Raw genomic sequence first — 23,470 nt, 5'->3', positions numbered from 1 at the left:
AAGTCGACCGGCACAAGGATGTGCCGGCCGGCTGCAGGTCAATTGCGCAGCCGCGCGAGCGCGCGCGCGAGGAAGTAGCGCAGCCGCCCGAGCCGCCCGCTGCTCAACGCGGCCTGCGACTGCTCGAGCTGCTGCGTCAGTTCGCCGATGTCGCGGTAGAGCCGCTGGTTGTGCTGGTCGCGGCGCGCCAGCAGCACGCGCAAGGTCTCGACGTCGGCCTCGGTCAGCGTCGTGCCGGCGCGCAGATGCGGCGGCAGCGGGCGGTCGACGTAGATCGTCGAGTGCGTGCCGGCGAGTTCTTCGGCCGGCCGTTCACGCGTGTAGAAGTACAGCGCGATCGACTTGCGCGTCAGCTGCTTGCGCGATTCCGGCAGCGTGATGCGGCTGAAGCCGTGCCAGCTCCATTCGGTCGTCTCGAAGATCACGCAGCGGTTGTACAGCGGCGTGACCAGGCTGATGCGGTCGTCCGCCGCGCGCGGATCGGAGTGCAGTTCCAGCGAGCCGCCCCAATCGTCCTGCCATTCGCGGTTGAGGTAGACGATCAGGTTCAGCCGGCGGTGCCAGCGCTCGACCGGATGACGGTTGAAGTCGACGTGCGGATCGAGATCCTGGCCCTCGCGGTTCTCGTGCGTGCCGCCGCCGAAATAGAACGGATCGTAGAGCAGGTCGGGAATGCCGGTGAGGCGGCCGACCAGGTCGAGGAACGCGCGCGACTGGATCAGATCGTCGAGCGCCGCGTACGGCGCGCCGAGTTCGCGCACGCGTTCGACGGTCGACTTGCCGCCGAGTTCGCCGGCCTCGTTGCGCGCGTTGCCGCGTTCGAACGGCGGGAACTGGGCCAGCAGGTCGGCGGCGTAGTCGGCGGCGAGGAAGTCGTCGACGACGAGGTGGCGGAACGGCTCGGCCTGCGCGAATGCGGCGGCGTGGCGATCCGGCTCGGCGAGCACGCGCGGGTCGATGAAGCGGGAGAGGTCGGAGGCGTTCATGGGCGCGCATGATGCCATGCGCACCGCGCCGCAGCGCGTCAGCCGACGGCCTTCTTGAGGTTTTCCACGACGCGCTCGATGCGCGCGCGCGTCGGCGCGCGCAGCAGTGCGGTCGCCTGCGCGCGCAGCGGCTCGCGATGGAGCGCGTTGACCGTCTCGCGCACTTCCAGCAACAGACCCGGGTGCATGCTGAAGTCGGTCAGGCCGAGCGCGAGCAGCAGGGCGGTGTAGCGGCGGTCGCCGGCCATCTCGCCGCACAGCGTGACGCGCCGCTTCGCGCGCTGCGCGGTGGCGATCGTCTGCGCGAGCAGCTTCAGCACGGCCGGGTGCAGCGGGTCGTACAGATTGGCCAGGTGGTCGTTGTTGCGATCGACCGCCAGCGTGTACTGGATCAGGTCGTTGGTGCCGATCGCGACGAAGTCGAGCGACTTGATCATGCCGCCGAGCGCGATCGCGGCCGCCGGCACCTCGATCATCGCGCCGAGTTCGATGTGCTCGGCGATCTCGTGGCCGGCCGAGCGAAGATCTCGCGCGCATTCCTTGAGCAGGCGGCGCACGCTGGTCATTTCCTCGACGGTCGAGACCATCGGCACCAGGATGCGCACCGGTCCGTAGCCGGAGGCGCGCAGGATCGCGCGCAGCTGCACGGCGAGGATCTGCGGATGGCGCAGGGTCAGCCGCACGCCGCGCACGCCGAGCGCCGGGTTTTCCTCGTCGTCCATCACCAGCCCGCTGGCGTCGGCCTTGTCGGCGCCGAGATCGAGCGTGCGGATCGTCACCGGCAGGCCGCCCATGCCGAGCACGAGGTCGCGATAGGCCAGGAACTGCTCGTCCTCGCTCGGGATTTCCTTGCGCTGCAGGAACAGGAATTCGGTGCGGTACAGGCCGACGCCGGCGGCGCCGAGCGTGCGCGCCTGCGCCACGTCGGCCGGCGATTCCGCGTTCGCGTACAGCGAGATCGGCGTGCCGTCGAGCGTGCGCGTGTCGGCGTCGCGCAGCAGGGCCAGGCGCTTGCCCTTCTGCGCCAGCTCGCGCTGCCAGGCGCGGAAGCGCGCCAGGTCCTGCGCCGCCGGATGCACGACGATCTCGCCACGCTCGCCGTCGATCAGCACGAGGTCGTCGTCCTGGATGTGCGACAGCGCCTGGTGCGCGGCGACGATCATCGGCAGGTGCAGCGAGCGCGCCAGGATCGCGCTGTGCGAGACCTGGCTTCCCGAGGACAGCACCACGCCGAGCACGCCGTGCTCGGCCAGCGGCACCAGCTCCGACGGCGCCACCGTGTCGCTGACCAGGATCTCGCCGACGCGCGCGGCGAGCTTGCGTTCCTCCACGCTCGACTCGCGCGCGAGGCCGGCCTGCACGCGGCCGATGACGTGGTCGATGTCCTCCTTGCGGCTGCGCAGGTAGGGATCGTCCATCGCTTCGAACACCGCGACGAGGCGATCGCGCTGCATCTTCAGCGCGGCGCTGGCGCGGTAGCGGCCGACGCGGATCAGCTCGAACAGGCCGCTGGTGAGTTCGCGGTCGGCCAGCATCAGGCTGTGCGCGTCGATGAACTCGGCGACTTCGCGCGCGAGCGCGCCGTGCAGTTTCTCGCGCAGGGCCTGCAGTTCGTCGCGCGCGATCGCGATCGCGCGGTACAGGCGTTCGGCTTCGGCGTCGACTTCGGATTCTTCGAGCGGTCGTTCGTCGACCAGGTAGCGGCTGGGGTGTTCGAGGCGCGCGCGGCCGAGCGCCATGCCGCGCGATGCGCCGGTTCCGGTCAGGACGAGCCTCATTGACCCTCGTCGAACTTGCGCTCGAACAGGTCCACCATCGCCGCCATCGCGGCTTCCTCGTCGGCCCCGTCGGTGCGCAGGGTGATCGGCGTGCCGAGCCCGGCGGCGAGCATCATCACGCCCATGATGCTCTTGGCGTTGACCTCCTTGCCGCGGCAGGCGATGAAGGCCGCGGCCTGGAAGCCGTGCAGCACCTGCACGAGCTTGGCCGAGGCGCGCGCATGCAGGCCGAGCTTGTTGCTGATCGTGATTTCCCTTTCGAGCATGGCGTTCCTTTCGTGGCTGTTGAGGGGTTGTGAGCGCGACGTTCCGCTCGCGCGATGGACGCTTGCAGGAAATCCGCGAGGCCGCCGCACGGGCGGTCTTCGGATTTCCCTATGGATTGTCGACGACGATGCCTCCGCGGCCGCCGCTCGCCGCCGTCTGCGCGAGCTCGTCCAGCGACTGCTCCGGATAGTTCAGGACCCGCAGCAGCATCGGCAGGTTCAACCCCGACACGCAGTGCATGCGTACGCCGAGGTCCGGCAGGCGTCGCGCGATGTTGCACGGCGTGGCGCCGTACAGGTCCGACAGCACCAGTACCCCGTCGCCGCGGTCGAGCTCGCGCGCGTTCGCCGCTGCGGCGCGCAGCATCGTGTCCGGATCGTCGTTCGGCGCGACCTCCTGCACCTCGACCGGCAGCGGCAGGCGGCCGAGCACGTGCCGCGCCGCGCCGACCAGGGCCGCGCCCATCGACTCGTGCGTCATCAGGAGCACGCCGACGGTCACGGACGTGCTCCGCACGCGGTGGTGGGTGATGGATGGGTGATCGGCGAAAAGCGCGAACGGATACCGCGCTCCGGCAGGCGCGCGCGCCCGCTCTTGCGAATCACCAATCCCGAATCACGAATCACGGCACCCATCACTCCAACTCCCGATGATAAGTCAGCACCTGCGCGTAGCGCTGGCGGAAATGCTCGGCCAGGCGCTCGGACAGGTAGACCGAGCGGTGGCGGCCGCCGGTGCAGCCGAGGCAGATCGTCACGTAGCTGCGGCCGTCGTGTTCGAAGCTCGGCAGCCAGCGGTCGAGGAAACGCATCAGGTCGTCGCGGAATTCGCCGACCTCGGCCTTGCCTTCGAGCCACTCGCGCACCGGCGCGTCCTTGCCCGACAGCGGGCGCAGCTTGGCGTCCCAGTGCGGATTGGGCAGGCAGCGCGCGTCGAACACGAAATCGGCGTCGGTCGGCACGCCGCGACGGTAGGCGAACGACTCGAACAGCAGGGTCATCGCACCGGCGGTCAGTCCCATCTCGGTGATGACCAGGCGGCGCAGCTGATGCACGTTGAGGTCGCTGGTGTCGATCGTGCGATCGGCGATCGCCAGCATCGGGCGCAGCAGGCGGCGCTCCTCGGCGATCGCGTCGGCGAGGCCGAGGCCGTCGCTGGACAGCGGATGGCGGCGCCGCGTTTCCGAATAGCGCTTGATCAGCACGTCGTCGCGCGTGTCGAGGAAGACCAGGCGGTAGCCGATGTCGGCCTGCGCCAGTTCGGCCAGGATCTGCGGCAGGCGGTTGAGGTTCTCGGCGCGGTTGCGCACGTCCACGCCGACCGCGAGCCGGTGGCGCAGGCCGACCGCGTTCTGCGACAGCGCCTGCACGAACGCGGGCATCAGCGCCGCCGGCAGGTTGTCGACGCAGTAGTAGCCGAGATCCTCCAGCGTGCGCAGCGCGACGGTCTTGCCCGAGCCGGACAGGCCGCTGACGATGATCAGCTGGTCGGTAGGGTTCGCGGCGTCGGCGGGGGTGTCTACCATGGCGGCAAGCGGCGCATCTGGTGCGCCTGGCGGTCGATGAACGTCTGTGCAGGGTCGAAGCCCTTGCTCTTCAGCATATGGCTGCGCACGGCCGCTTCCGCAAGCACGGCGATGTTGCGGCCGGGCGCGACCGGAATCACGATCTGCGGCACCTGCACGCCGAGGATTTCGCGATAGCCGACATCGCCGGTCAGGCGCGTCATCGCGTCGCCCGGCGCGTCGAGCTTCTGCGGCTTCAGGTGCACGATCAGGCGCAGATATTTCGAGGGTTTGACCGCGGTCTGACCGAACATCTCGCGCACGTTCAGCACGCCCAGGCCGCGCACCTCGAGCAGGTCGCGCAGCATCTCCGGGCAGTTGCCGTCGATCACGTCCGGCGCGATCAGGGTGAATTCGGGCGCGTCGTCGGCGACCAGGCGGTGGCCGCGCGTGATCAGTTCCAGCGCCAGCTCGCTCTTGCCGGTGCCGCTCTCGCCGGTGATCAGGACGCCGATCGAATAGACCTCCATCAGCACGCCGTGCAGGGTGATCTGCTGCGCCAGCGTGCGCGCGAGCTGGTATTGCAGGTAGGTCAGCAGCTCGTGGCCGCGCTTGGGGCTGTGCCAGAGCGGCGTGTTGGTTTCCTCGGCGGCCTTGCGCAGATCGGCAGGAATGGCCTGGTCCTTGGTGACCAGCAGGGCGGTCGGCTGGTAGGCGACGATCTTCTCGACCGTCTCCCAGCGCTGGCGCGAGTCGAGGCCGTCGAGGTAGTTGAGCTCCTCGGTGCCGATGATCTGCACCTTGTTCGGATAGATGATGTTGAGATAGCCGACCAGCGACGGTCGCCGCGGCTGGTTGCCGCCGGTCTCGATCGCGCGGTTCTCGCCGCGCAGGCCGGCGATCCAGCGCAGCGCCATGCGCTCGCCGACGGAGTCGAACAATTGGCGCGCGGTCAGGCGGTCCATGCCGTGGAGAAGTCGGGAATCGGGAATCGGGAATCGGGAATCGGGAGAAGCACGGCAACCGCTCGACTGGCCGGAATCTGAGGGAGGAGTGTACGGGGACTGGCGCCGCCCGTCACAACGACGCGGCGGCCGGTCAGGCGTCGCTGCGCAGTCCCTTGCGTAGGGCCTCGTGCAGCGTGTCGGCGTCGGCGGCGGCGCGCAGGGCGTCGGTGACCGCCGGGTTGGAGAAAAGCTCGGCGAGCTCGGCGAGCAGCTTCAGGTGCTGGTCGGTGAAGTGCGCCGGGACGATCAGGGCGGCGACGAGGTCGACCGGCTGCTGGTCGACGGCGCCGAAATCGATCGGCTCGGCCAGATGGACGAAGGCGGCCCGGGCTTCGCCGACCGCGGCGCTGCGGCCGTGCGGAATGGCGACGCCGTGGCCGAGTCCGGTGCTGCCGAGGCGCTCGCGGGCGACCAGGGCCTCGCGCACGACGGCGACGTCGTCGCCGCCGGCGAGCAGAGTGGACAGTTCGGCGATCAAGCCGGCCTTGTCGCGTGCGACAAGGCCGGTGCGCACCCGCTCGGGTGACAGCAAATCAAGAAAGGGCATGGGCGGGTGCGGGTCCTGCGGGCAACCCGTATAGCTTAGCCGTAACGCGCCGAGCGCACCGCGTCGGCGTGATGGTCGGTGAGTTTTTCCTTGTGCTTGCGCACCTGCACGTCGACCTTGTCGACCAGCGCGTCGAGCGCTGCGTACATGTCCGCGGCGGTCGCGTCCGCGTGCAGGGTCTTGCCGGAAAGCTGGATCGTCGCCTCGGCCTTGTGCAGCAGCTTCTCCACGCCGAGGACGATGGTGAACTCATGCAGGTGGTCGAAGTGGCGCGTGATGCGCTCGAACTTGGCGTTGGCGTAGTCGCGCAGCGCCGGGGTGACTTCGACCTGATGACCTTTGACATTGATCTGCATGATGAACTCCTCATGTTGGGATCGGCCCGTGCCGACCCGGATGTGAGGCCGCCGGCATCGCCGGGAATCCGACGCGACCGCGACCTGCAAGGACTCCGACCGTCGATGGCCGGTGACGTTCCCTCCTGCGGGTTGGAAAAATGGGGCGGATGCGGACATGACGTTCAGCCGAGCCGGCTGCGATCGTTCGAGGATGGGATGTTCATTGCCTCCCGATACTTGGCCACGGTACGCCGGGCGACGTTAATTCCGCGTCGATTGAGTTCGGTCGCCAGCGTCTGATCCGAGAGCGGCCGCACCGGCTGCTCCTCGTCGATCAGCTTCTTGATCATGGCCTGAATCGCAGTGGCCGAGGCGGCGCCGCCGTCGACGGTGGTGACGCCGCTGGAGAAGAAATACTTGAACTCGAAGGTGCCGCGCGGCGTGTGCAGGAACTTGCGCGTGGTCACGCGGCTGATCGTCGACTCGTGCATGCCCACCTCCTCGGCGACGTCCTTCAGCACCAGCGGGCGCATCGCCTCGGCGCCGAATTCGAGGAATGCTTCCTGCGCGCGCACGATCGAGGTGGCGACCTTCAGCATCGTCTCCGCGCGCGTCTTCAGCGACTTGATCAGCCAGCGCGCCTCCTGCAGCTGGCCCTTGAGGTAGTTCGCGTCCTCGCGCCGCGCCTTCGCGATCAGGCTGGCGTAGTGCTCGTTGATGCCCAGGCGCGGCTGGCAGCCCGGCGCCAGCGTGACCTGCCAGCGGCCGCCGACCTTGCGCGCGTACGCGTCCGGCGCGACGTACTCGGCGTTCGCGCCGGCGAAGTTGCCGCCCGGCTTCGGCGCCAGGCCGCGGATCAGTGCCAGCGCGATGTCGAAGGCTTCCTCCTCGACGTGCAGGCGCTGGCACAGGCGCGCGCGATCCTGCCGCGCCAGCGCCTCCAGGTGTTCGGCGACCAGGATGCGCGCCAGCGCGAGGCCGGGCGTGGCACGGTCGAGCACGTCGAGCTGTACCGCGAGGCAGTCCTTCAACGAGCGGCTGGCGACACCGACCGGATCGAACAGCTGCACGCGATGGCGCACCGCCTCGATTTCCTCCGCGCTCACCGTGTACAGCGAAGCCAGCGCGGTGCGGATCGACTCGTCGTTCTCGCCGAGATAGCCGTCGTCGTCGATCGCCTCGATGATCGTCGCGGCGATCGCGCGATCGCGCGCCGACATCGGGGTCAGGTTCAACTGCCAGAGCAGGTGGTCGCGCAGGTCCAGCGCTTCGGCGTCCTGCGGCTCCATGCCGTCCTCGTCCGGGGCGGCGCTGCGGTATTCGTCGCGCTCGACTTCGATGTCGAGCGGCGGCTCCTCGTTGTCCGCATTGTCCGAGCTTTCGGTCGAGGCGTCGGTGGACGCTTCCAGGGATTCCTCGCCGCTGCCGGCTTCCTCGGCTTCGACCGCCTCGCCGGTCTCCATGTCGAGCAGAGGATTGGATTCCAGCGCGGTGTTGAGTTCCAGCTCCAGCTCCAACCGCGACAGCTGCAGCAGACGGATCGCCTGTTGCAGTTGCGGCGTCAGCGCCAGCGATTGGCTGAGACGGAATTGAAGCGCTGGTTTCATTCCCGGGGCATGGTGGACGTCACGAGTCCATCCTAGCGCCAAAGCGAGGCGCCGGGCAGGTTGACTACCGGCGGAATTGGAGAATCGTGATTGGGGGCTCGAAGACGCGGGCGGGCGCCCCTGCGTTCGACGTCGGATGCGGCTTGCCGGACGTGTCGCCCGAATCCTCGGGCGGGTCGCTGCAGGATCGATCGCCTGGGTCGCGGAAGTGTCCGCGCGGCAATCCCCTTGCCGTCATTCCTGCGGGAGCGGAAACGACGGCAATCCAGGCTTGCTTCGATTCCCGATTCCCGGCCTCACTACATCCGGAACTCGCGCCCCAGATACACCTCGCGCACCTGCTCGTTGGCGAGGATGTCGGCCGGCGCGCCCTGCGCGAGCACGGCACCTTCGCTCATGATGTAGGCGCGCTCGCAGATGCCGAGCGTCTCGCGCACGTTGTGATCGGTGATCAGGATGCCGATGTCGCGCGCGCGCAATTGCCGGATGATGCGCTGGATGTCGAGAACGGATATCGGATCGATGCCGGCGAACGGCTCGTCGAGCAGCATGAAGCGCGGCTTGGCCGCCAGCGCGCGCGCGATCTCGACGCGGCGCCGTTCGCCGCCGGACAGGCTGACGCCTTTCTGGTTGGCGATGTGGCCGATCTGCAGGTCGTCGAGCAGGCTTTCCAGTTCGTTCTGCCGCCCGTTCGCGTCGAGGTCTTCGCGCAGCTCGAGGATCGCCAGGATGTTGTCGACCACGCTGAGGCGGCGGAACACCGACGCCTCCTGCGGCAGGTAGCCGACACCCAGTCGCGCGCGCGCGTGCATCGGCAGCGTGGTGACGTCCTGCTCGTCGATGCGGATCGTGCCGGCGTCGGCGGCGATCAGGCCGACCACCATGTAGAAGCAGGTCGTCTTGCCGGCGCCGTTCGGGCCGAGCAGGCCGACGATCTCGCCCTGATCGAGGTTGAACTCGAAATCGCGCACGACGGCGCGACCGCGAAAGCTCTTGCGCAGACCCGAAGCGCTCAGCATCAGGGCTGGCCGTCCGTGTCGACTTTCTTCGGCTGGGCGTCGGCCGGCTTGTCCGGCGCCGGCTTGTCGGCGGCCGGTTTGGCCTTCGGCTGGATCACCATGTGCACGCGATTGCCGGGCGAGCTGTCGCCGCTCTCCATCTCGCCGGTATTGGTGTTGTAGGTCATCTTCTCGCCGTGGAAGGTGCCGCGGCCTTGCTGCACGACGGTCACGTTGCCGGTCAGCACGGCGACGCTGGTGTCGTTGTTGTAGTCGATCTTGTCGGCGTCCGCGGTCATCACGCCGGTGCCGTTGTCCTGCTGCTGCTCGAGATGCGCCTGCTTGCCGACCAGCACGACGCGCTGGATCTCGCCGGAGATGTCGTTGCCTTTGGCGTCCTTGGCGGTGCTCGGATGCTGGTAGATCGTCGCTTCGGCGCCGTGCGCCTTCATCGAGCCCTGCACCACCTGCACGTCGCCGCGCAGGAAGGTCGTGCCGGGCGTCTTCTCGTTGCCCTGCACGATCTTGGAGTAGTTCGCCTTGATGTCCATCGGCTGCTGGCGGTCGGTGCTGAGCGCCACGGCCGCGAGCGGCGCGAGCGCGCACAGGGCCGCGCCGAGCAGCTTACTTGCGCCGATTCTTCGGTTCGATCGTCGAGTGGACATCGGACAGTAGCTCCAGGGTCTTGTCGTTGAGGTCGCCGCGCATGCCGACGCCGCGGAGTATAGAACCCGCCTGCGAAATGGTGGCCGGCGCCGCGGTTTCCATCTTCTTGTCCTTCGGCCAGGTGGTCAGGTCGGTGGTGACCAGATCCATCGCCTGGGTCTTGCCGATCGCCTGGCGATGCATCTCGACGTGGCCGAGCAGTTTCATCACCGTGCCGTCCTTGTTGACCCAGGCCGAGTCGGACTTGCCCTGCCAGGGATTGCCGCTGCCGTCGACGAGCACGTAGTCGGGCGTGGTCACGTAGATCGAGCCGTCCTCGCCGCGCCGCGCGAGGAACGGACCGCTGACCTGGAAGGTGCGCTTGCCCTCGGCGTTCAATGCGTTGAGCGTGAAGTCGCCGAGCGTGTAGTCCGAGCGCGGCGGACCGGCGAAGGTCTGCTCGTTGGTGCGGTCGCGGTTGAGCCAGACCAGGTACTCGGTGCCGAGCACGAGCGCGACGAGCACGGCGACGGTCAGCCAATAGTTGCGGCTCATGGGCGGGTCGGGACTAGCGCAGGAACGACGCGAGTTCGCTCTCGGCCTTGCCCTGGGCGGCGAGGATCAGATCGCAGACCTCGCGCGCCGCGCCGTGGCCGCCGGCCAGGCGCGTGCGCCAGTGCGCCCGCTCGCGCACCCACGCGTGCGCGTTGGCGACCGCGATCGACAGGCCGGCGATCTGCATCGCGGCGAGATCGGGCAGGTCGTCGCCGGTATAGGCGACCTGGGCCGCCTCCAGCCGCAGCGCATGCAGCAGCCGATTCAGGCAGGCGCGCTTGTCCTTCTGGTCCTGGTAGACGTGGGCGACGCCGAGCTCGGCCATGCGTTCGGTGACGACGTGGCTGAGCCGCGCGGTGATCACCGCCACTTCGACGCCGTTGGCGAGCAGGCGCTTCAGGCCGAGTCCGTCGAGCACGTGGAAGGCTTTGATCTCGTGCCCGTCGGCGGTGTACCAGAGGCTGCCGTCGGTGAGTACGCCGTCGACGTCGAACACGGCCAGTTTGACGCGCGCGGCGCGTTCGCGGATGTCGGCGGGGAGGTCGTTTGGCAGCACGGGATGAATCCGGAATTGGAGATGGGGGGATCGGGGATTCGACAAGGCGCGTTTCGTTCGCGTGAGAATTCTCGGGGATTCGTCGCGCGTTTCGAACGAATCCCGGATCTCCAATCCCGAATCTCGGCTCTCAAACCACCCGCGCGCGCAGCAGATCGTGGATGTTCAATGCGCCGACCACGCGATTGTCCGGATCTACCACCAACAAGGCATGAATCTTGTGCGCTTCCATCAGCTGGGCGGCTTCGACGGCGAGCTTGTCGGCGCCGATGGTCTTCGGGTTCGCCGTCATCAGGCGCGTGACCGGCGTCGTGCGCAGGTCGATGTCGTCGTCGTCGACCGCGCGGCGCAGGTCGCCGTCGGTGAACACGCCGAGCAGGGACTGGTCGGCGGGATCGACGATCGCGGTCATGCCGAGGCCTTTTCGCGTCATCTCGACCAGGGCTTCGGTCAGGCTCACCTCGGGGCCGACCGTCGGCACCTGCACGCCGGTGTGCATGACGTCGGCGATCTTCAGCAGCAGCTGGCGGCCGAGGCTGCCGGCCGGGTGCGAGCGTGCGAAATCCTCGTCGGTGAAGCCGCGCGCCTCGAGCAGCGCGATCGCCAGCGCGTCGCCCATGACCAGCGCGGCGGTCGTCGAGGAGGTCGGCGCGAGGCCGAGCGGGCAGGCTTCGGCCGGCACGCTGGTGTCCAGGTGCACGTCGGCCAGGCGCGCCAGCGAGGAGCCGGTATTGCCGCTCATCGCGATCAGCGGAATGCCCTGGCGCTTGATCAGCGGCAGGATCGCGAGCAGCTCGTCGGTTTCGCCGGAATTGCTCAGCGCCAGCACGACGTCCTTCTGCGTGATCATGCCGAGGTCGCCGTGGCTGGCCTCGGCCGGGTGGACGAAGAACGACGGCGTGCCGGTCGAGGCCAGCGTCGCCGCGATCTTGCGCGCGATGTGGCCGGACTTGCCCATGCCGGAAACGACGACACGGCCCGGGCACTCGAACATCAGCTGGCAGGCGCGCAGGAAGTTCGCGTCGATGCGGTCCTTCAGCGCGGTGATCGCCTCGGCCTCGATCGTGACGACGGCTTGCGCGCTGCGCACCAGGGCGGTGGCATCGAGCAGAGGATTGTTCAGCGGGCGCACGGCGGCGAGGATCTGGGCATTCATCGTGGTGAGGCGCGCAATCGTCCTGGCGAAAGTCCTGGAGGCGTCCGAAAGGTCGGGATTTCTGCGCTGGGGTTGGATTTTGAGTACCATGCGCCGCCTCATTGTAGCCGCTTCGCCGGCCCGGTTGGTCCTGGCTTCCCAGACTCCAGACGGACGTCGCGGCCCCATCGTCGCGGCCAGGACCGCCGCCCGGCTGTCCGCGCGCGAGGGGGCCTCCCATCCACGTCGGATTCGCGAGCAATCCGCATTTGCCTGGAGAAACGCACAAAATGGACAGCTCCACCGTGCAGGATCTGATTCAACGCGGCATGCCGGAGGCGAAGGTCGAGGTGAACGGCCCCGACGGCGTGCATTTCGAGGCGCTGGTGGTCAGTCCCGCCTTCGCCGGCAAGCTGCCGCTGGCCCGCCATCGCATGGTCTACGCCACGCTCGGCGAGCTGATGGGCGGCGAAATCCATGCGCTGTCGCTGCGCACGCTGACGCCCGACGAAGCGCAGCGGCAATAGATCCAGGCAGTAGAGATCAAGCGGTGCCGCGCCGTCGCGCGAATCCCGAATCCCGAATCTTCAATCCCGAATTCCGGCTCTCGAACATGGCAAAAATTGTAATCAACGGCGGCCAGCCCCTCAGCGGCGACGTATGGGTTTCCGGCGCCAAGAACGCGGTGCTGCCGATCCTCGCCGCGACTCTGCTCGCCGACGGGCCGGTCACGATCGGCAACGTGCCGCATCTGCACGACGTCACCACCACGATGGAGCTGCTCGGCCAGATGGGCGTCGAGCTGGTCATCGACGAGCGCATGAAGATCCACGTCGATCCGCGCCCGGCCAAGCACTATTTCGCGCCGTACGACCTGGTCAAGACGATGCGCGCCTCGATCCTCGTGCTGGGGCCGTTGGTCGCGCGCTTCGGCGAGGCGGTCGTGTCGCTGCCCGGCGGCTGCGCGATCGGTTCGCGCCCGGTCGATCTGCACTTGAAGGGACTGCAGGCGCTCGGCGCCGACGTCACCGTCGAGAACGGCTACATCAAGGCGCGGGCGAAGCGCCTGAAGGGCGCGCGCATCAACCTCGACCTGGTCACCGTGACCGGCACCGAGAACCTGATGATGGCCGCGGCGCTCGCCTCGGGCACCACCGTGATCGAGAACGCCGCGCAGGAGCCCGAAGTCGTCGACCTGGCCAACTGCCTCAACGCGATGGGCGCGAAGATCGAAGGCGCCGGCACCGCGACGCTGGTCATCGAAGGCGTCGAACGCCTCTCGGGCACCAGCTACGAAGTGCTGCCGGACCGCATCGAGACCGGCACCTTCCTGGTCGCCGGGGCGATCACCGGCGGCAAGGTCACCGCCAAGCGCGCGCGGCCGAAAACCCTCGACGCCGTGCTGAGCAAGCTCGAGGACGCCGGCGCGCACATCTCCACCGGCGAGGACTGGATCGAGCTCGACATGCAGGGCCGACGGCCGAAGGCGGTCAACGTCACCACCGCGCCGTACCCGGCCTTCCCGACCGACATGCAGGCGCAGTTCACCGCGCTGAACTGCATCGCCGAGGGCGTCGGCATCATCACCGAGACGGTGTTCGAGAACCGCTTCATGCACGCGCTGGAGCTGCAGCGCCTCGGCGCCGACATCCAGATCGAAGGCAACAGCGCGATCATCAAGGGCGTGGAGCAGATGTCCGGCGCGCCGATGATGGCGACCGACCTGCGCGCGTCCGCCTCGCTGGTGCTGGCCGGCCTGGTCGCGCACGGCGACACGGTGGTCGACCGCGTCTATCACATCGACCGCGGCTACGAGAACATCGAGGAGAAGCTCGGTGGCCTCGGCGCGCACATCCGGCGTCTGCCGGCGTAGGCGCACTGGCGGGGCCGGGCGCACCTTGGCGGTCCGGCAATAGAGGTCGAACGAAGCGGCGCCATCCCAGCGTCCGTCCGCCGATAAGGTGGACATGAGGTCTGTCGCGCTGTTTCGCCGCTTCGCGCTGATCCAGTACCGCGAGCGCAGGCTGCAAGGCTTTCGACGCGGTACTCGGCACTAAGGCGCCGACCGGCTTCGTGTCGTTTCGCTCTCGCAACTCCGACGCTCCGGTACGCGGCCGCCATCAATCGCCGCGCCGGCCCTCGCGCGGCATCAGCGGGGCGAGGGCACTCGCCGCGTCGCGGCGGCCAGTCACGCCGAGCTTCCGGTACACGTTTTCCAAGTGGCGCTTGACCGTTCCGGCGCGGATGCCGAGCAGCGTCGCGATTTCCGCATTGGACCGTCCGCCCGCGACCCAGCCGAGCACTTCGCGCTCGCGCGCGCTCAACGCCTCGAGCGACGACGGCTCGCTGCGCGCGAGCGCATCGCCCCAGCGCTGCTCTGCGCGCAGGCGACGCCAGTGCGCCTGCACGTGAGGGCCGAGCAGGCCGAGTGACGTGCGTTCGGCCGCGGAATAGCCGCGCGCGCTGCGCGTGACGTTGAGGGTCAGCATGCCGCCGTGGCCGAGGGCGAGATCGAGCGCGAGGCCGTCCTCCTGCCCGGCCTTGGCGTAGGCCTCGCCATACAGCGCGGTGCGTCGCCATTGGCGCTTCGTCAGCAGGTCGGAAATGCTCGTCGCGCGCACGTTGCGCCGGCCGTACAGCGGATTGTCGCGCAGGTGGCGATGCACGGCGGCGTTGACCTCGGTCGGGATCGCGTGTCCGGGATCGTAGGCCGTATGGCCGCGGATCTCGGCGATGCCGGAGAAGTCGGCGACGCGGATGTCGCCCGGCACGATCAGGCGCAAGGCGTGCAGCAGGTGCGCGGCGAACGCGTTCACCTCCGGTGCGCCGCACACCGCGAGGATCGCGTGGTTGAGCCGCGTCACGGCGGACGTCGACATGCCCATGTTCCAAGCCCCCTTCGGCGCCGCCGGCGCCGGCGTCGATTGTGCGCGCAAACCCCTGATGCGCACAAAGCTTCCACGCGCCCGATGTGCCGCCGGCACATTGCCGCGCCGGCACGCCTGCGCTGGGATTCGCGCGGTGCGGGAATCCCGCGCCACGACCATCGATCAGGGGGATTGACGTGCTCCAACTCGCTTCCGCGCGCCTGCGCGCGTACGGCGTCGCATTCGTGCTCGGCTTCGCGGCCTGCACGGCGCAAGCAGCCGGCAACACGTTCGTCGTCGACGACGCCAACGATCCTGCCTCCGGCGACGCTGCCGACTGCGCAGCCGGCAACGTCGGCATCTGCAGTCTGCGCGATGCGATCGCCGCCGCCGGCGGCGGCGACACGATCCGCTTCGCCGCATCGATCGCGCAGATCACGCTGCACGGCGAACTGGTGATCGGCGACACCCAGACCCACACGCTGGTGATCGACGGCGAACACCGTGTCGCGATCGACGGCAACCACGCCACGCGGCTGTTCCGTACCGTACCTGGCGCGATCGTGCAGATCGCCAACATCACCCTGCGCAACGGCAGCAGCGATGCGGGCAGCGCGATTCAGAACGGCATATCCGCTCTCGTCACGCTGCGCGACAGCCGCCTCGAGGACAACCAGGCGAGCAATACCGGTGGCGGCCTCTACAACCTCGGCAACCTGATCGTCGAGCGGACCACCGTGTCGGGCAACGGCGCGCCGAGCGGCGGCGGCCTCTACAACGCGGGGATCGCGGCGATCACAGCGAGCACCTTCTCCAACAACAGCGCCGGTGCCGGCACCGGCATCGGCGGCGGCATCTACCAGGCCGCCGGTACGCTCGATCTGACCAATGCCACCCTGGCCGGCAATACCGCCGGCATCGGCAGTGCCCTCTACGACCAGGGTGGGCTGGTCGCGCTCAATTCGACCCTGTGGGGCAGTCCGACCCCGGGCGGCGCGTATGCCTCCGGCTTCGTCGCCAACAGCATCCTCATCAATACCGTGATCCAGAACTGCTTCGGCACGTTCCCGCCGGGGGATGGCGGCGGCAACCGCGCCGCCGACGCTTCCTGCAGCTTCGGCGATCCCAGTTCCGTCGGCCCGGCGAGCATCGGATTCGGCGCCCTGGCCGACAACGGCGGTCCCACGCAGACGCTGCTGCCGGGGGCGGGCCAGATCATCGACCAGATCGACTGCGCCACCGCGCCGTCCGCGGACCAGCGCGGTGCGAGGCGCCCCGGTCTTGCGCCGTCCACCAATCCGAACCGGAGCTGCGATGTCGGCGCAGTCGAGTGGAACGGGCGCTTCCCGCTCGAGATTCGCGTGGTCGGCAGCGGCGCCGTCAATCTGTTCTACGGCAGCGCATACATCGACGACTGCCGTGACGGCAGCGGCATCTGCGTCGCCAGCCTGCCGACGTTCCTCGCCGGGGCTGCGACGCCGACCCCGTACCCGCTGATCGCCACGGCCGACGCCGGTCACGAATTCATCGGGTGGAGCGGCGACTGCAGCGGCAGCGATCCGGCCACCAGCGTGACGATGGAGGACGCGCGCACGTGCGTCGCGACGTTCGGGCCGGGCTTCTCGCTGGTCGTCAATTCGGCGGCGGATCCCGCCATCGCGGACCCGGAACGCTGCCGCCTCGGCAACGCCGACATCTGCACGTTGCGTGACGCGGTGGCGGCGGCGAAGCTCGACGGCGGCGGCACGATCACCTTCGCCGCGCCGATCCAGGCCGTCACGCTGGACGACGAAATTCTGTTCGACGCTCCGGGCGCCACGGTCGCCGTCGACGGCGGCGGCGCCGTCTCCCTGATCGGCACGACGACGCGCGTGCTGCGCATCGCCAGCGGCGCGAGCGTGGAGATCCGCGGCGTCGCGATCGCCGACGGCGACGCCGGATCGGACGACGGCGGCGGCATCGAGAACGAAGGCAGCCTCGTGCTGAAACGCAGCACGCTGCACGGCAACTCCGCCGCGAGAGGCGGAGCGCTGCACAATGCCGCCGGCGCGCAGGCCACGCTGATCAACAGCTCCTTCGCCGACAACTCGGCGCTCGACGCCGGCACCGATGTCTACGTGCGGGGCTCGTCGGTCAAGGCCTACAACGTCACCTTCGGCGGAGGCGTCTCCGGCGTCAGCGCGATCGTCGCCGACGACGGCGCGATCAGCGTGAGCAACAGCCTGCTTCGCGACTGCGCCTTCGTCGGTACCGGCACCATGTACTACAACCCCGTCGGCGACCCCGACTTCAATCTGCGCAATTACGACATCGGGACGAGCTGCGGCATTCCGGCGTCGATGCCGGGCAATGACGCGCCGCTGCACCTGGGCGCGCTCGCCGTCCCGCCCGGCGGCGCCCTGCCGGTGATGATGCCCGGCCCTGGCAGCGCGGCGATCGACGGCGGATCCAGCGCGATCTGCAACGTCGAGGCCGGCCACGTCGACGAGCGCGGCGTCGCGCGCCCGCAGGGCAGCGAGTGCGACAGCGGTGCCGTCGAAGTGCGGCTGTATGGTTTCTCCGGCACCGCCAGCGGTCAGATCGGCGACGTCGTGCTGCAACTGGCCGGCGCGGACGGCGGCGGCGCGCAAAGCGTGACCGTCGCGCAGGCGGACTCGAGCTTCGCCTTCGCCAACCTGCTGCCCGAGAACGCGAACTGGGCAGTGACGGTGCTCTCCGCGCCGAACGGCCAGGAATGCACCGTCGCGCCGGCGAGCGGCAGCGGGCTCGCCGCGGACGTGACCGATCTGGTCCTGACCTGCATCACGACGATGCTGCTGGTCGACGTCACCCACACGGACACCACGTGCTACGGCGGCGGCAACGGCACCGCCACGGCCAACGCGATCGGCGGCGCGCTGCCGTACCGCTATCTGTGGAGCCCCTCCGGCGGAACCTCGGCCGGAGCATCGGGCCTGTCGGCGGGAGACTACACGGTCACCGTCACCGACAGCCTCGACGCCACGGTGAGCGTGCAGGTGACGATCGGCTCGCCGCCGCCGATCGTGTTCGACCTCGTCGACCTCGATCCGGGTCAATACGGTGCCGACTACACCGGCAGCGTGTCCGCGTCCGGCGGCAACGGGGTCGTCGGGGTCGCGTTGGACTCGGGCGCGCTGCCGCCGGGCCTCGACTTCGGCACCAGTCCCGGCAGCAGCCAGGGCTCGATTCTCGGTACGCCCACCGCGGCGGGGTCCTACGATTTCCGGCTCATCGCGAGCGACGCCAGCACCTGCGAGTACAGCCAGTCGATCACCATGGTCGTCGCGCCGGCGCCGTTGACGGTCCGCGTCGACGACGCGACGCGCGTCTACGGCACCGCGAATCCCACTTTCGGCGCGAGCTATGCGGGCTTCGTCAACGGCGATGCGGTCGACGACCTCGTCGCCACGCCGGCGTTCGCCACCGCGGCCGACGCGAATGCGCCGGCCGGCACCTATGCGATCACGGCGAGCGGTGCGCTCAGCCCGAACTACGCGCCGGTCTTCGTCGACGGTACGCTGACGATCACCCAGGCGACGCAGGGCATCTCGAATTTCATTGCCAGTCCGGCCGCGCCGACCTATGCGCAAGGCGGCACGTTCTCCGTCTCGGCGACGCCGGGCGCATCGACCAGCCCGCTCGTGTTCTCGTCGAATTCGCCTGCGGTGTGCACGGTCGCCGCGACCGGAGGCGACACCGCCACTGTCGCCATGCGTCGGGCAGGTTCCTGCGCCCTCACGGCTGATCAGGCCGGCGACGTCAATTACACCGCCGCCGCCCAGCTGGCGCTCGACGTCACCATCGACGTCGGCGCGCAGACGATCGCGTTCGCGCCACCGGGAGATCAGCCGCTCGGGCTGGGCTCGATCATGGTCGCACCGACCGCGTCGAGCGGCCTGGCAGTGAGCCTGGTTTCCGACACCGCGTCGATCTGCAGCATCAGCGGCAACGGGCCGTTCGCGATCGCCTTGCTCGGCGCAGGCACCTGCTCGCTCACCGCGAGCCAGGAAGGCGACGCCGACCATGCGGCGGCGGCGCCGGTCACGGTGAAATTCGTCGTGCTCGCTCCCGTGGAGAGCGCGGTCGCGTTGACCAGTTCGCTCAATCCGAGCAGGTCCGGTCAGAACGTGATCTTCACCGTGACGGTGACGCCGGCGGTCGCGGCAGGCCCGGCGCGCACGCTCGCGAACGCATCGGCAAGCGGCGCAGCCGTTCCCACCGGCACTCTCGTACTGACCGACAACGGCGCGATGTTGGCGAGCCTGACCTTGGACGCGACCGGTACGGCCAGCTACACGACCCGATCGCTCGACGTCGGCACCCATGCGATCACGGCGGACTACGGCGGCGATCTGCTCACCGAGCCCTCGAGCACGACCCTGACGCAGGTGGTCGACGCCGCTGCCGAGCCTGCCGTCGTTCCGGTGCCGACCTTGGCACCCAGCCTGCTCGCGCTGCTCGGCGGCTTACTCGGCGTGATGGCCTGGCTGCGATTGGCGGCGGGCAACGGGCCCCGATCCGGGGTTCGGCGCCGCTGATCGACGGATATGTACGTGCGCAGCGCAGCCGGGAAGGCTGCGCTGCAGTCACTGCGGGAAGCGGCATGCGCGTGGGGGCCAGGCCTGCCCCCCTACCATGTCAAGGTAGTGCTCCACCACGAACGGTTCGCAGCGGCCCGCTCGTGGATCGCGCCGGCGGCCGTTGCTCAGCCGCTCTTCAACGCTTCAGCGAGACCAGCTGCAACGTGATCGTGTCGCCTTTGCGGTCCGCCTGCTCGATCTGCGCCGGCAGCCAGCCCAGCGATTCGGCGAACCAGACGCGCCCGACGCGGCGGCGATCGTCGTCGTCGTTGCCTTCGCGCAGCATGACGGTCGTCGCGTAGCTGCCGGCTGGCACCTTCAGCGTCTCGTTCGCGCCGCGCGTGTAGCGCATGTCCTCGACGTGGTCCTTGACGGCGACCTTGTAGTCGAAGCGTTGCGCGCCGTGCATCAGGTCGGCGGCCAGCGCCAGCGTGACGCTCTGGCGGTCGATCAGGCCCGGCACGGTCGCGTAGCGGAATTCGCCGCCCTCGCGCACGCGCACTTCGTTCGCCTTCCAGTCGAATTTGGCCTGGCGCGTGCGCTGCTTGAACGCGCCGTCCTGCTTGTAATCGTAGGCCAGCGCGAGCGGCCGGCCGTCCTGCCAGCGGAAGCGCGAGGTCTCGACGATGTGGATGCCGGCGATCTTGGCCAGGCCCTCGGTGCCGCGCGTCTCGCTGCGCAGCGTCCAGCTGCCGTCGTGGTTGTCGGACAGCTCCAGCGTCGTACGGCCGAGTTCGCTGCCGTTCTGCAAGGTCGCGTATTCGGCCTTGAAGGATTTGATCGACGTCGGTGCGGCCGGCGCGGCGAAGGCGGGCGCGAATACGAGCAGATGGCACAACAGCACGGCGAGCGCAGCTTTCATCGAGGGATCCGGCGAGACGATGGATCGAGTGTCGCGAGGCGAGGCTGAACGGGCGCTCACGCCAGCGAGCCGTCGGCCCGCAGGCGCAGCGGTGCGCCGAGCGGCACGCCGTCGCGCCGCACGCGCGAATCGACCAGCGCGACGCGTCCGGCGGCGATCTCGGCGACGCAGGCGACGAGCAGGCGGTGTTCCTGGACGAGCAGCCGCTCGGCCAGCAGGTCCGGCGTATCGCCGGCGAGGACCGGGATTTCCGCCTGTGCGAGCAGCGGTCCGCCGTCGAGTTCGGCGTCGACGAAATGCACGCTCGTGCCGTGCGTCGCGTCGCCCGCTTCGAGCGCGCGCCGATGCGTGTGCAGGCCGCGATACTTCGGCAGCAGGGAAGGGTGGATGTTGACGATGCGTCCGACCCACGGCGCCAAGGCGGTCGGATCCAGGATGCGCATGAAGCCGGCCAGCACGATCAGCGCCGGCTCGTGCCCGGCGACGCGCGCGAACAGGTCGGCGTCGAACGCGGCGCGGCTGGCGTAGCTCTTCGGGTCAAGCGCGAGCGTGGCGATGCCGGCGTCTTCCGCACGGCGCAGCGCCGGCGCCTGCGCCTTGTCGCTGGCGACCAGCACGATCTCGACCGGCAGCGTTCCGGCGCGTTGCGCGTCGATCAGCGCCTGCAGGTTGGAGCCGCGGCCGGAAGCGAGAACGGCGACGCGGAGGATGGGCGACGAACGACGGGCGATCGGCAAAGCATCGAAATCGACGGGCTCGCCACCCGCGAGCACCGTCCGATCTCCAGGTTTGCCCTTAGCAATCACCAATCACCAATCACGGCTTTCAACCGATCCGCACGCGCTCGTCGCCGCTCGCGGCGACGACTTCGCCGATCGCCCGCGCCTCGAGGCCGAGCGACTTCAGCGTCGCGATCGTGGTCTCGCGTTCGGCGTCGGCGACGATCAGCACGTAGCCGATGCCGCAGTTGAACGTGCGCCACATCTCCTCGCGCGCGACGCGGCCTTCGCGCTGCAGCCAGTCGAACACCGGCGGCAGCGTCCAGCTGCCGCTGTCGAGCGCGATGCCGAGGTGTTCGGGCACGACGCGGATGATGTTCTCCTTCAGGCCGCCGCCGGTGATGTGCGCCATGCCGTGCACGGACTGGCGCTTGAGCACGTCCAGGATCGGCTTGACGTAGATCGTGGTCGGCGCCATCAGCGCGTCGGCGAGCGCGACGCCGCCGAGATCGAGGTCGAACGGATTGCCGGCGCGCGCGAGGATCTTGCGGATCAGCGAATAGCCGTTGGAATGCGGACCGCTGGAATCGATGCCGACGATCGTGTCGCCCGCCTGGATGCGCGCGCCGTCGATCAGCGCGGACTTCTCCACCGCGCCGACGGTGAAGCCGGCGAGGTCGTATTCGCCCGGCGGGTACATGTCCGGCATCTCCGCCGTCTCGCCGCCGATCAGCGCGCAGCCGGCCAGTTCGCAGCCCTTGGCGATGCCGCCGACGACGCTGACGGTGGTGTCGACGTCGAGCTTGCCGGTGGCGAAGTAGTCGAGGAAGAACAGCGGCTCGGCGCCTTGCACGAGCACGTCGTTGACGCACATGCCGACCAGGTCGACGCCGATGGTGTCGTGGCGGCCGAGCATTTGCGCGAGCTTGAGCTTGGTGCCGACGCCGTCGGTGCCGGACACCAGCACCGGCTCCTGGTAGCGCCCGGCCAGCTCGAACAGCGCGCCGAAGCCGCCGAGTCCGGCCATGACCTCGGGCCGGAACGTGCGCTTGACCAGCGGCTTGATGCGCTCGACGACTTCGTTGCCCGCGTCGATGTCGACGCCGGCGGCGCGGTAACTCAAGCTTTCCTGGTCGCTGGACATGGCGGTGGGGCATCTTGCGGGGGCGCGCATGATACACCGGCAGTGCGCCGGGCCGAGCCCGCGCTGGGCGCTGGAATGGACGTGTTGGCGACCTTTCGGCAGACTTGCGCCAACTTCCGAAGGCAGCCGGCCCTTAAGATGCGAGCATTCTCTCCGTTGCGCGCGATCGTTTTTCTGCTGGCGCTGCTCGCGTCCTGGCCGGTCCTGGCCGCGCCCGGCTCGTACACCGGCGAGGCGCCGGTCAATTCGCAATCCGACGAGGAGCGCAGCGGCGCGCTGAAGGTCGCGCTGGCGAACGTGATCCTCGAACAGAGCGGCGGCGAGGGAGCCGCGCCGTCGTCGGCGGACGTCGCCAAGGCGGTCGAGCAGGCCGAGCGCTACGTGCTGCAATACCAGTATCGCCGCGGCAGCGAGGGCGGCGCGAAGTACATGCTGGTGGCGCAGTTCGACGGCGCGGCGGTGGGCCGCATCCTGCGCCGGCTCGGCGTCGGCGGGGCCGCTGCGGAGATGGAGGCGGCCGAGGAGCCGAGCGAGGCGACGGTCTGGATCGGCGGCATCAACAACGCCGGCGACTACGCGCGCGTGATCGCCTATCTCGGTCGCAACAACTTCGTGCGCAACGCGCAGCCGATGCAGGCGCGCGGCGACGGTATGCTGGTGCGGCTGTCGCTGACGGCCAGCCCGGCGCGCTTCCTCGAGGTCATCGGCATGGAGCGCACGCTCGGCGTGGTCAGTTCGGGAGCGAAGGTCGACGGCGTCGATGCGACACTCGCGCTGACTCCGTAGCGTTCGGCGCGGATGTTGCGCCATCTGCCCAACCTGATCACCGGCCTGCGCATCCTGCTGGCGCTGCCGCTGTGCTGGCTGATCCTGCACGGCCGCTACGACGGCGCCCTGCTGGTCGCCGCGATCGCCGGCGCCAGCGACGCGCTCGACGGTTTCCTGGCCAAGCACTACGGCTGGCAGAGCTGGATCGGCGGCATGCTCGATCCGATCGCCGACAAGCTGCTGCTGACCACCGCCTTCGTCTCGCTGCTGGCGGTCGGCGAACTGCCCGTGTGGCTGGTCGGGCTGATCGTCGCGCGCGATCTGATCATCGTCGCCGGCGCCAGCGCCTACCATTGGCTGATCGGCCGCTTCGACGCCGCGCCCAGCCGCTTGTCGAAGCTGACCACGACGCTGCAGATCGTCTTCGTGCTGGTCGAGCTGCTGCACCTGTCGCGCTGGCTGTCGGTGCCGGACGGGCTGCGCGCTGTGCTGGCGGTGGCGACCGCGCTGGTCACGCTGGCCAGCGGCCTGCACTATGTCGTCGTCTGGGGCGCGCGTGCGCGCCGCGCGAAGCACGGAGGGTAAG

23 protein-coding genes are annotated in these 23,470 nt (G+C 69.1%); 5 read left to right on the top strand and 18 right to left on the bottom strand.

What is annotated here, in order from left to right:
- Positions 1-38: 38 nt before the first annotated feature.
- The 14 genes from J7520_RS10065 to J7520_RS10000 form a co-directional block, all read right to left on the bottom strand.
- Positions 39-986, bottom strand: coding sequence for a 2OG-Fe(II) oxygenase (locus J7520_RS10065; RefSeq protein WP_291187532.1), 948 nt, complete (start codon positions 984-986; stop codon positions 39-41).
- A 38-nt stretch (positions 987-1,024) separates the two neighbouring features.
- Positions 1,025-2,764 carry a phosphoenolpyruvate--protein phosphotransferase gene (gene ptsP / locus J7520_RS10060; RefSeq protein ID WP_291187529.1) on the bottom strand — a complete coding sequence of 580 codons (1,740 nt, stop codon included), beginning with the start codon at positions 2,762-2,764 and terminating at the stop codon, positions 1,025-1,027.
- A complete protein-coding gene (locus J7520_RS10055) occupies positions 2,761-3,030 on the bottom strand; it encodes an HPr family phosphocarrier protein (RefSeq protein WP_291187526.1) in 270 nt (89 codons plus the stop codon). The genes ptsP and J7520_RS10055 overlap by 4 nt, the downstream gene beginning before the upstream one ends.
- Positions 3,031-3,139: 109 nt before the next feature.
- Positions 3,140-3,532, bottom strand: coding sequence for a PTS fructose IIA subunit family protein (locus tag J7520_RS10050; RefSeq protein ID WP_291187523.1), 393 nt, complete (start codon positions 3,530-3,532; stop codon positions 3,140-3,142).
- Between the two features lie 133 nt (positions 3,533-3,665).
- The gene (rapZ, locus tag J7520_RS10045; protein WP_291187520.1) at positions 3,666-4,556 is read right to left on the bottom strand and encodes an RNase adapter RapZ; all 891 of its coding nucleotides are present in this window, start codon (positions 4,554-4,556) and stop codon (positions 3,666-3,668) included.
- Positions 4,550-5,500: an HPr(Ser) kinase/phosphatase gene (gene hprK, locus J7520_RS10040; protein ID WP_291187518.1), complete on the bottom strand. Its 951-nt coding sequence runs from the start codon at positions 5,498-5,500 to the stop codon at positions 4,550-4,552. The genes rapZ and hprK overlap by 7 nt, the downstream gene beginning before the upstream one ends.
- A gap of 133 nt (positions 5,501-5,633) precedes the next feature.
- Entirely contained in the window at positions 5,634-6,089 is a 456-nt protein-coding gene (locus tag J7520_RS10035; RefSeq protein WP_291187515.1) for a PTS sugar transporter subunit IIA, read from the bottom strand.
- Between the two features lie 35 nt (positions 6,090-6,124).
- Positions 6,125-6,445 carry a ribosome-associated translation inhibitor RaiA gene (gene raiA / locus J7520_RS10030; protein WP_291187512.1) on the bottom strand — a complete coding sequence of 107 codons (321 nt, stop codon included), beginning with the start codon at positions 6,443-6,445 and terminating at the stop codon, positions 6,125-6,127.
- Positions 6,446-6,609: 164 nt separating this feature from the next.
- The gene (locus J7520_RS10025; protein WP_291187509.1) at positions 6,610-8,034 is read right to left on the bottom strand and encodes an RNA polymerase factor sigma-54; all 1,425 of its coding nucleotides are present in this window, start codon (positions 8,032-8,034) and stop codon (positions 6,610-6,612) included.
- 299 nt (positions 8,035-8,333) lie between these two features.
- Positions 8,334-9,053 carry an LPS export ABC transporter ATP-binding protein gene (gene lptB / locus J7520_RS10020; protein WP_291187506.1) on the bottom strand — a complete coding sequence of 240 codons (720 nt, stop codon included), beginning with the start codon at positions 9,051-9,053 and terminating at the stop codon, positions 8,334-8,336.
- On the bottom strand, positions 9,053-9,697 hold the full coding sequence (gene lptA, locus J7520_RS10015) for a lipopolysaccharide transport periplasmic protein LptA (protein ID WP_291187503.1): 645 nt from the start codon (positions 9,695-9,697) through the stop codon (positions 9,053-9,055). Before lptA ends, lptB begins: the two co-directional genes overlap by 1 nt.
- Positions 9,657-10,232: an LPS export ABC transporter periplasmic protein LptC gene (gene lptC, locus J7520_RS10010; RefSeq protein WP_291187501.1), complete on the bottom strand. Its 576-nt coding sequence runs from the start codon at positions 10,230-10,232 to the stop codon at positions 9,657-9,659. The genes lptA and lptC overlap by 41 nt, the downstream gene beginning before the upstream one ends.
- A gap of 13 nt (positions 10,233-10,245) precedes the next feature.
- On the bottom strand, positions 10,246-10,788 hold the full coding sequence (locus tag J7520_RS10005; protein WP_291187497.1) for an HAD hydrolase family protein: 543 nt from the start codon (positions 10,786-10,788) through the stop codon (positions 10,246-10,248).
- Between the two features lie 130 nt (positions 10,789-10,918).
- A complete protein-coding gene (locus tag J7520_RS10000; protein WP_291187494.1) occupies positions 10,919-11,944 on the bottom strand; it encodes a KpsF/GutQ family sugar-phosphate isomerase in 1,026 nt (341 codons plus the stop codon).
- Positions 11,945-12,213: 269 nt separating this feature from the next.
- Here J7520_RS10000 and J7520_RS09995 point away from each other — a divergent pair, with 269 nt between their 5' ends.
- Complete coding sequence (locus J7520_RS09995) at positions 12,214-12,450, top strand: BolA/IbaG family iron-sulfur metabolism protein (RefSeq protein ID WP_291187491.1); 237 nt, start codon at positions 12,214-12,216, stop codon at positions 12,448-12,450.
- Positions 12,451-12,536: 86 nt separating this feature from the next.
- Positions 12,537-13,796 (top strand): UDP-N-acetylglucosamine 1-carboxyvinyltransferase, encoded by a 1,260-nt coding sequence (gene murA, locus J7520_RS09990; RefSeq protein WP_291187488.1) that lies wholly within the window; start codon positions 12,537-12,539, stop codon positions 13,794-13,796.
- A 247-nt stretch (positions 13,797-14,043) separates the two neighbouring features.
- On the opposite strand, the gene J7520_RS09985 is transcribed toward murA, so the two are convergent.
- Positions 14,044-14,802: a helix-turn-helix transcriptional regulator gene (locus J7520_RS09985; protein ID WP_291187485.1), complete on the bottom strand. Its 759-nt coding sequence runs from the start codon at positions 14,800-14,802 to the stop codon at positions 14,044-14,046.
- 185 nt (positions 14,803-14,987) lie between these two features.
- On the opposite strand from J7520_RS09985, the gene J7520_RS09980 reads away from it, so the two are divergent.
- Entirely contained in the window at positions 14,988-19,349 is a 4,362-nt protein-coding gene (locus tag J7520_RS09980) for a choice-of-anchor Q domain-containing protein (RefSeq protein ID WP_291187482.1), read from the top strand.
- 178 nt (positions 19,350-19,527) lie between these two features.
- Here J7520_RS09980 and J7520_RS09975 read toward each other — a convergent pair whose 3' ends face one another.
- From J7520_RS09975 to purM, 3 genes are all read right to left on the bottom strand, one after another.
- Positions 19,528-20,253, bottom strand: a complete 726-nt coding sequence (locus tag J7520_RS09975; RefSeq protein ID WP_291187481.1) for a DUF3108 domain-containing protein — start codon at positions 20,251-20,253, stop codon at positions 19,528-19,530.
- A 56-nt stretch (positions 20,254-20,309) separates the two neighbouring features.
- Positions 20,310-20,990 carry a phosphoribosylglycinamide formyltransferase gene (gene purN, locus J7520_RS09970; protein WP_291187478.1) on the bottom strand — a complete coding sequence of 227 codons (681 nt, stop codon included), beginning with the start codon at positions 20,988-20,990 and terminating at the stop codon, positions 20,310-20,312.
- A gap of 88 nt (positions 20,991-21,078) precedes the next feature.
- Positions 21,079-22,116 (bottom strand): phosphoribosylformylglycinamidine cyclo-ligase, encoded by a 1,038-nt coding sequence (gene purM, locus J7520_RS09965; RefSeq protein ID WP_291187474.1) that lies wholly within the window; start codon positions 22,114-22,116, stop codon positions 21,079-21,081.
- Positions 22,117-22,272: 156 nt separating this feature from the next.
- Between purM and J7520_RS09960 the strand changes: the two genes are divergently transcribed.
- Together J7520_RS09960 and J7520_RS09955 are read left to right on the top strand one after the other, a co-directional pair.
- Positions 22,273-22,902: a DUF2066 domain-containing protein gene (locus J7520_RS09960; RefSeq protein ID WP_291187471.1), complete on the top strand. Its 630-nt coding sequence runs from the start codon at positions 22,273-22,275 to the stop codon at positions 22,900-22,902.
- Positions 22,903-22,914: 12 nt separating this feature from the next.
- Complete coding sequence (locus J7520_RS09955; protein ID WP_291187468.1) at positions 22,915-23,469, top strand: CDP-alcohol phosphatidyltransferase family protein; 555 nt, start codon at positions 22,915-22,917, stop codon at positions 23,467-23,469.
- Position 23,470: the final 1 nt, after the last annotated feature.

It is taken from the genome of Dokdonella sp., from assembly GCF_017744955.1.
In the GTDB taxonomy this organism is placed as follows: domain Bacteria; phylum Pseudomonadota; class Gammaproteobacteria; order Xanthomonadales; family Rhodanobacteraceae; genus Dokdonella_A.
Note: the sequence above shows the minus strand (reverse complement) of the source record. Positions and strands in the feature narration are given on the sequence as shown.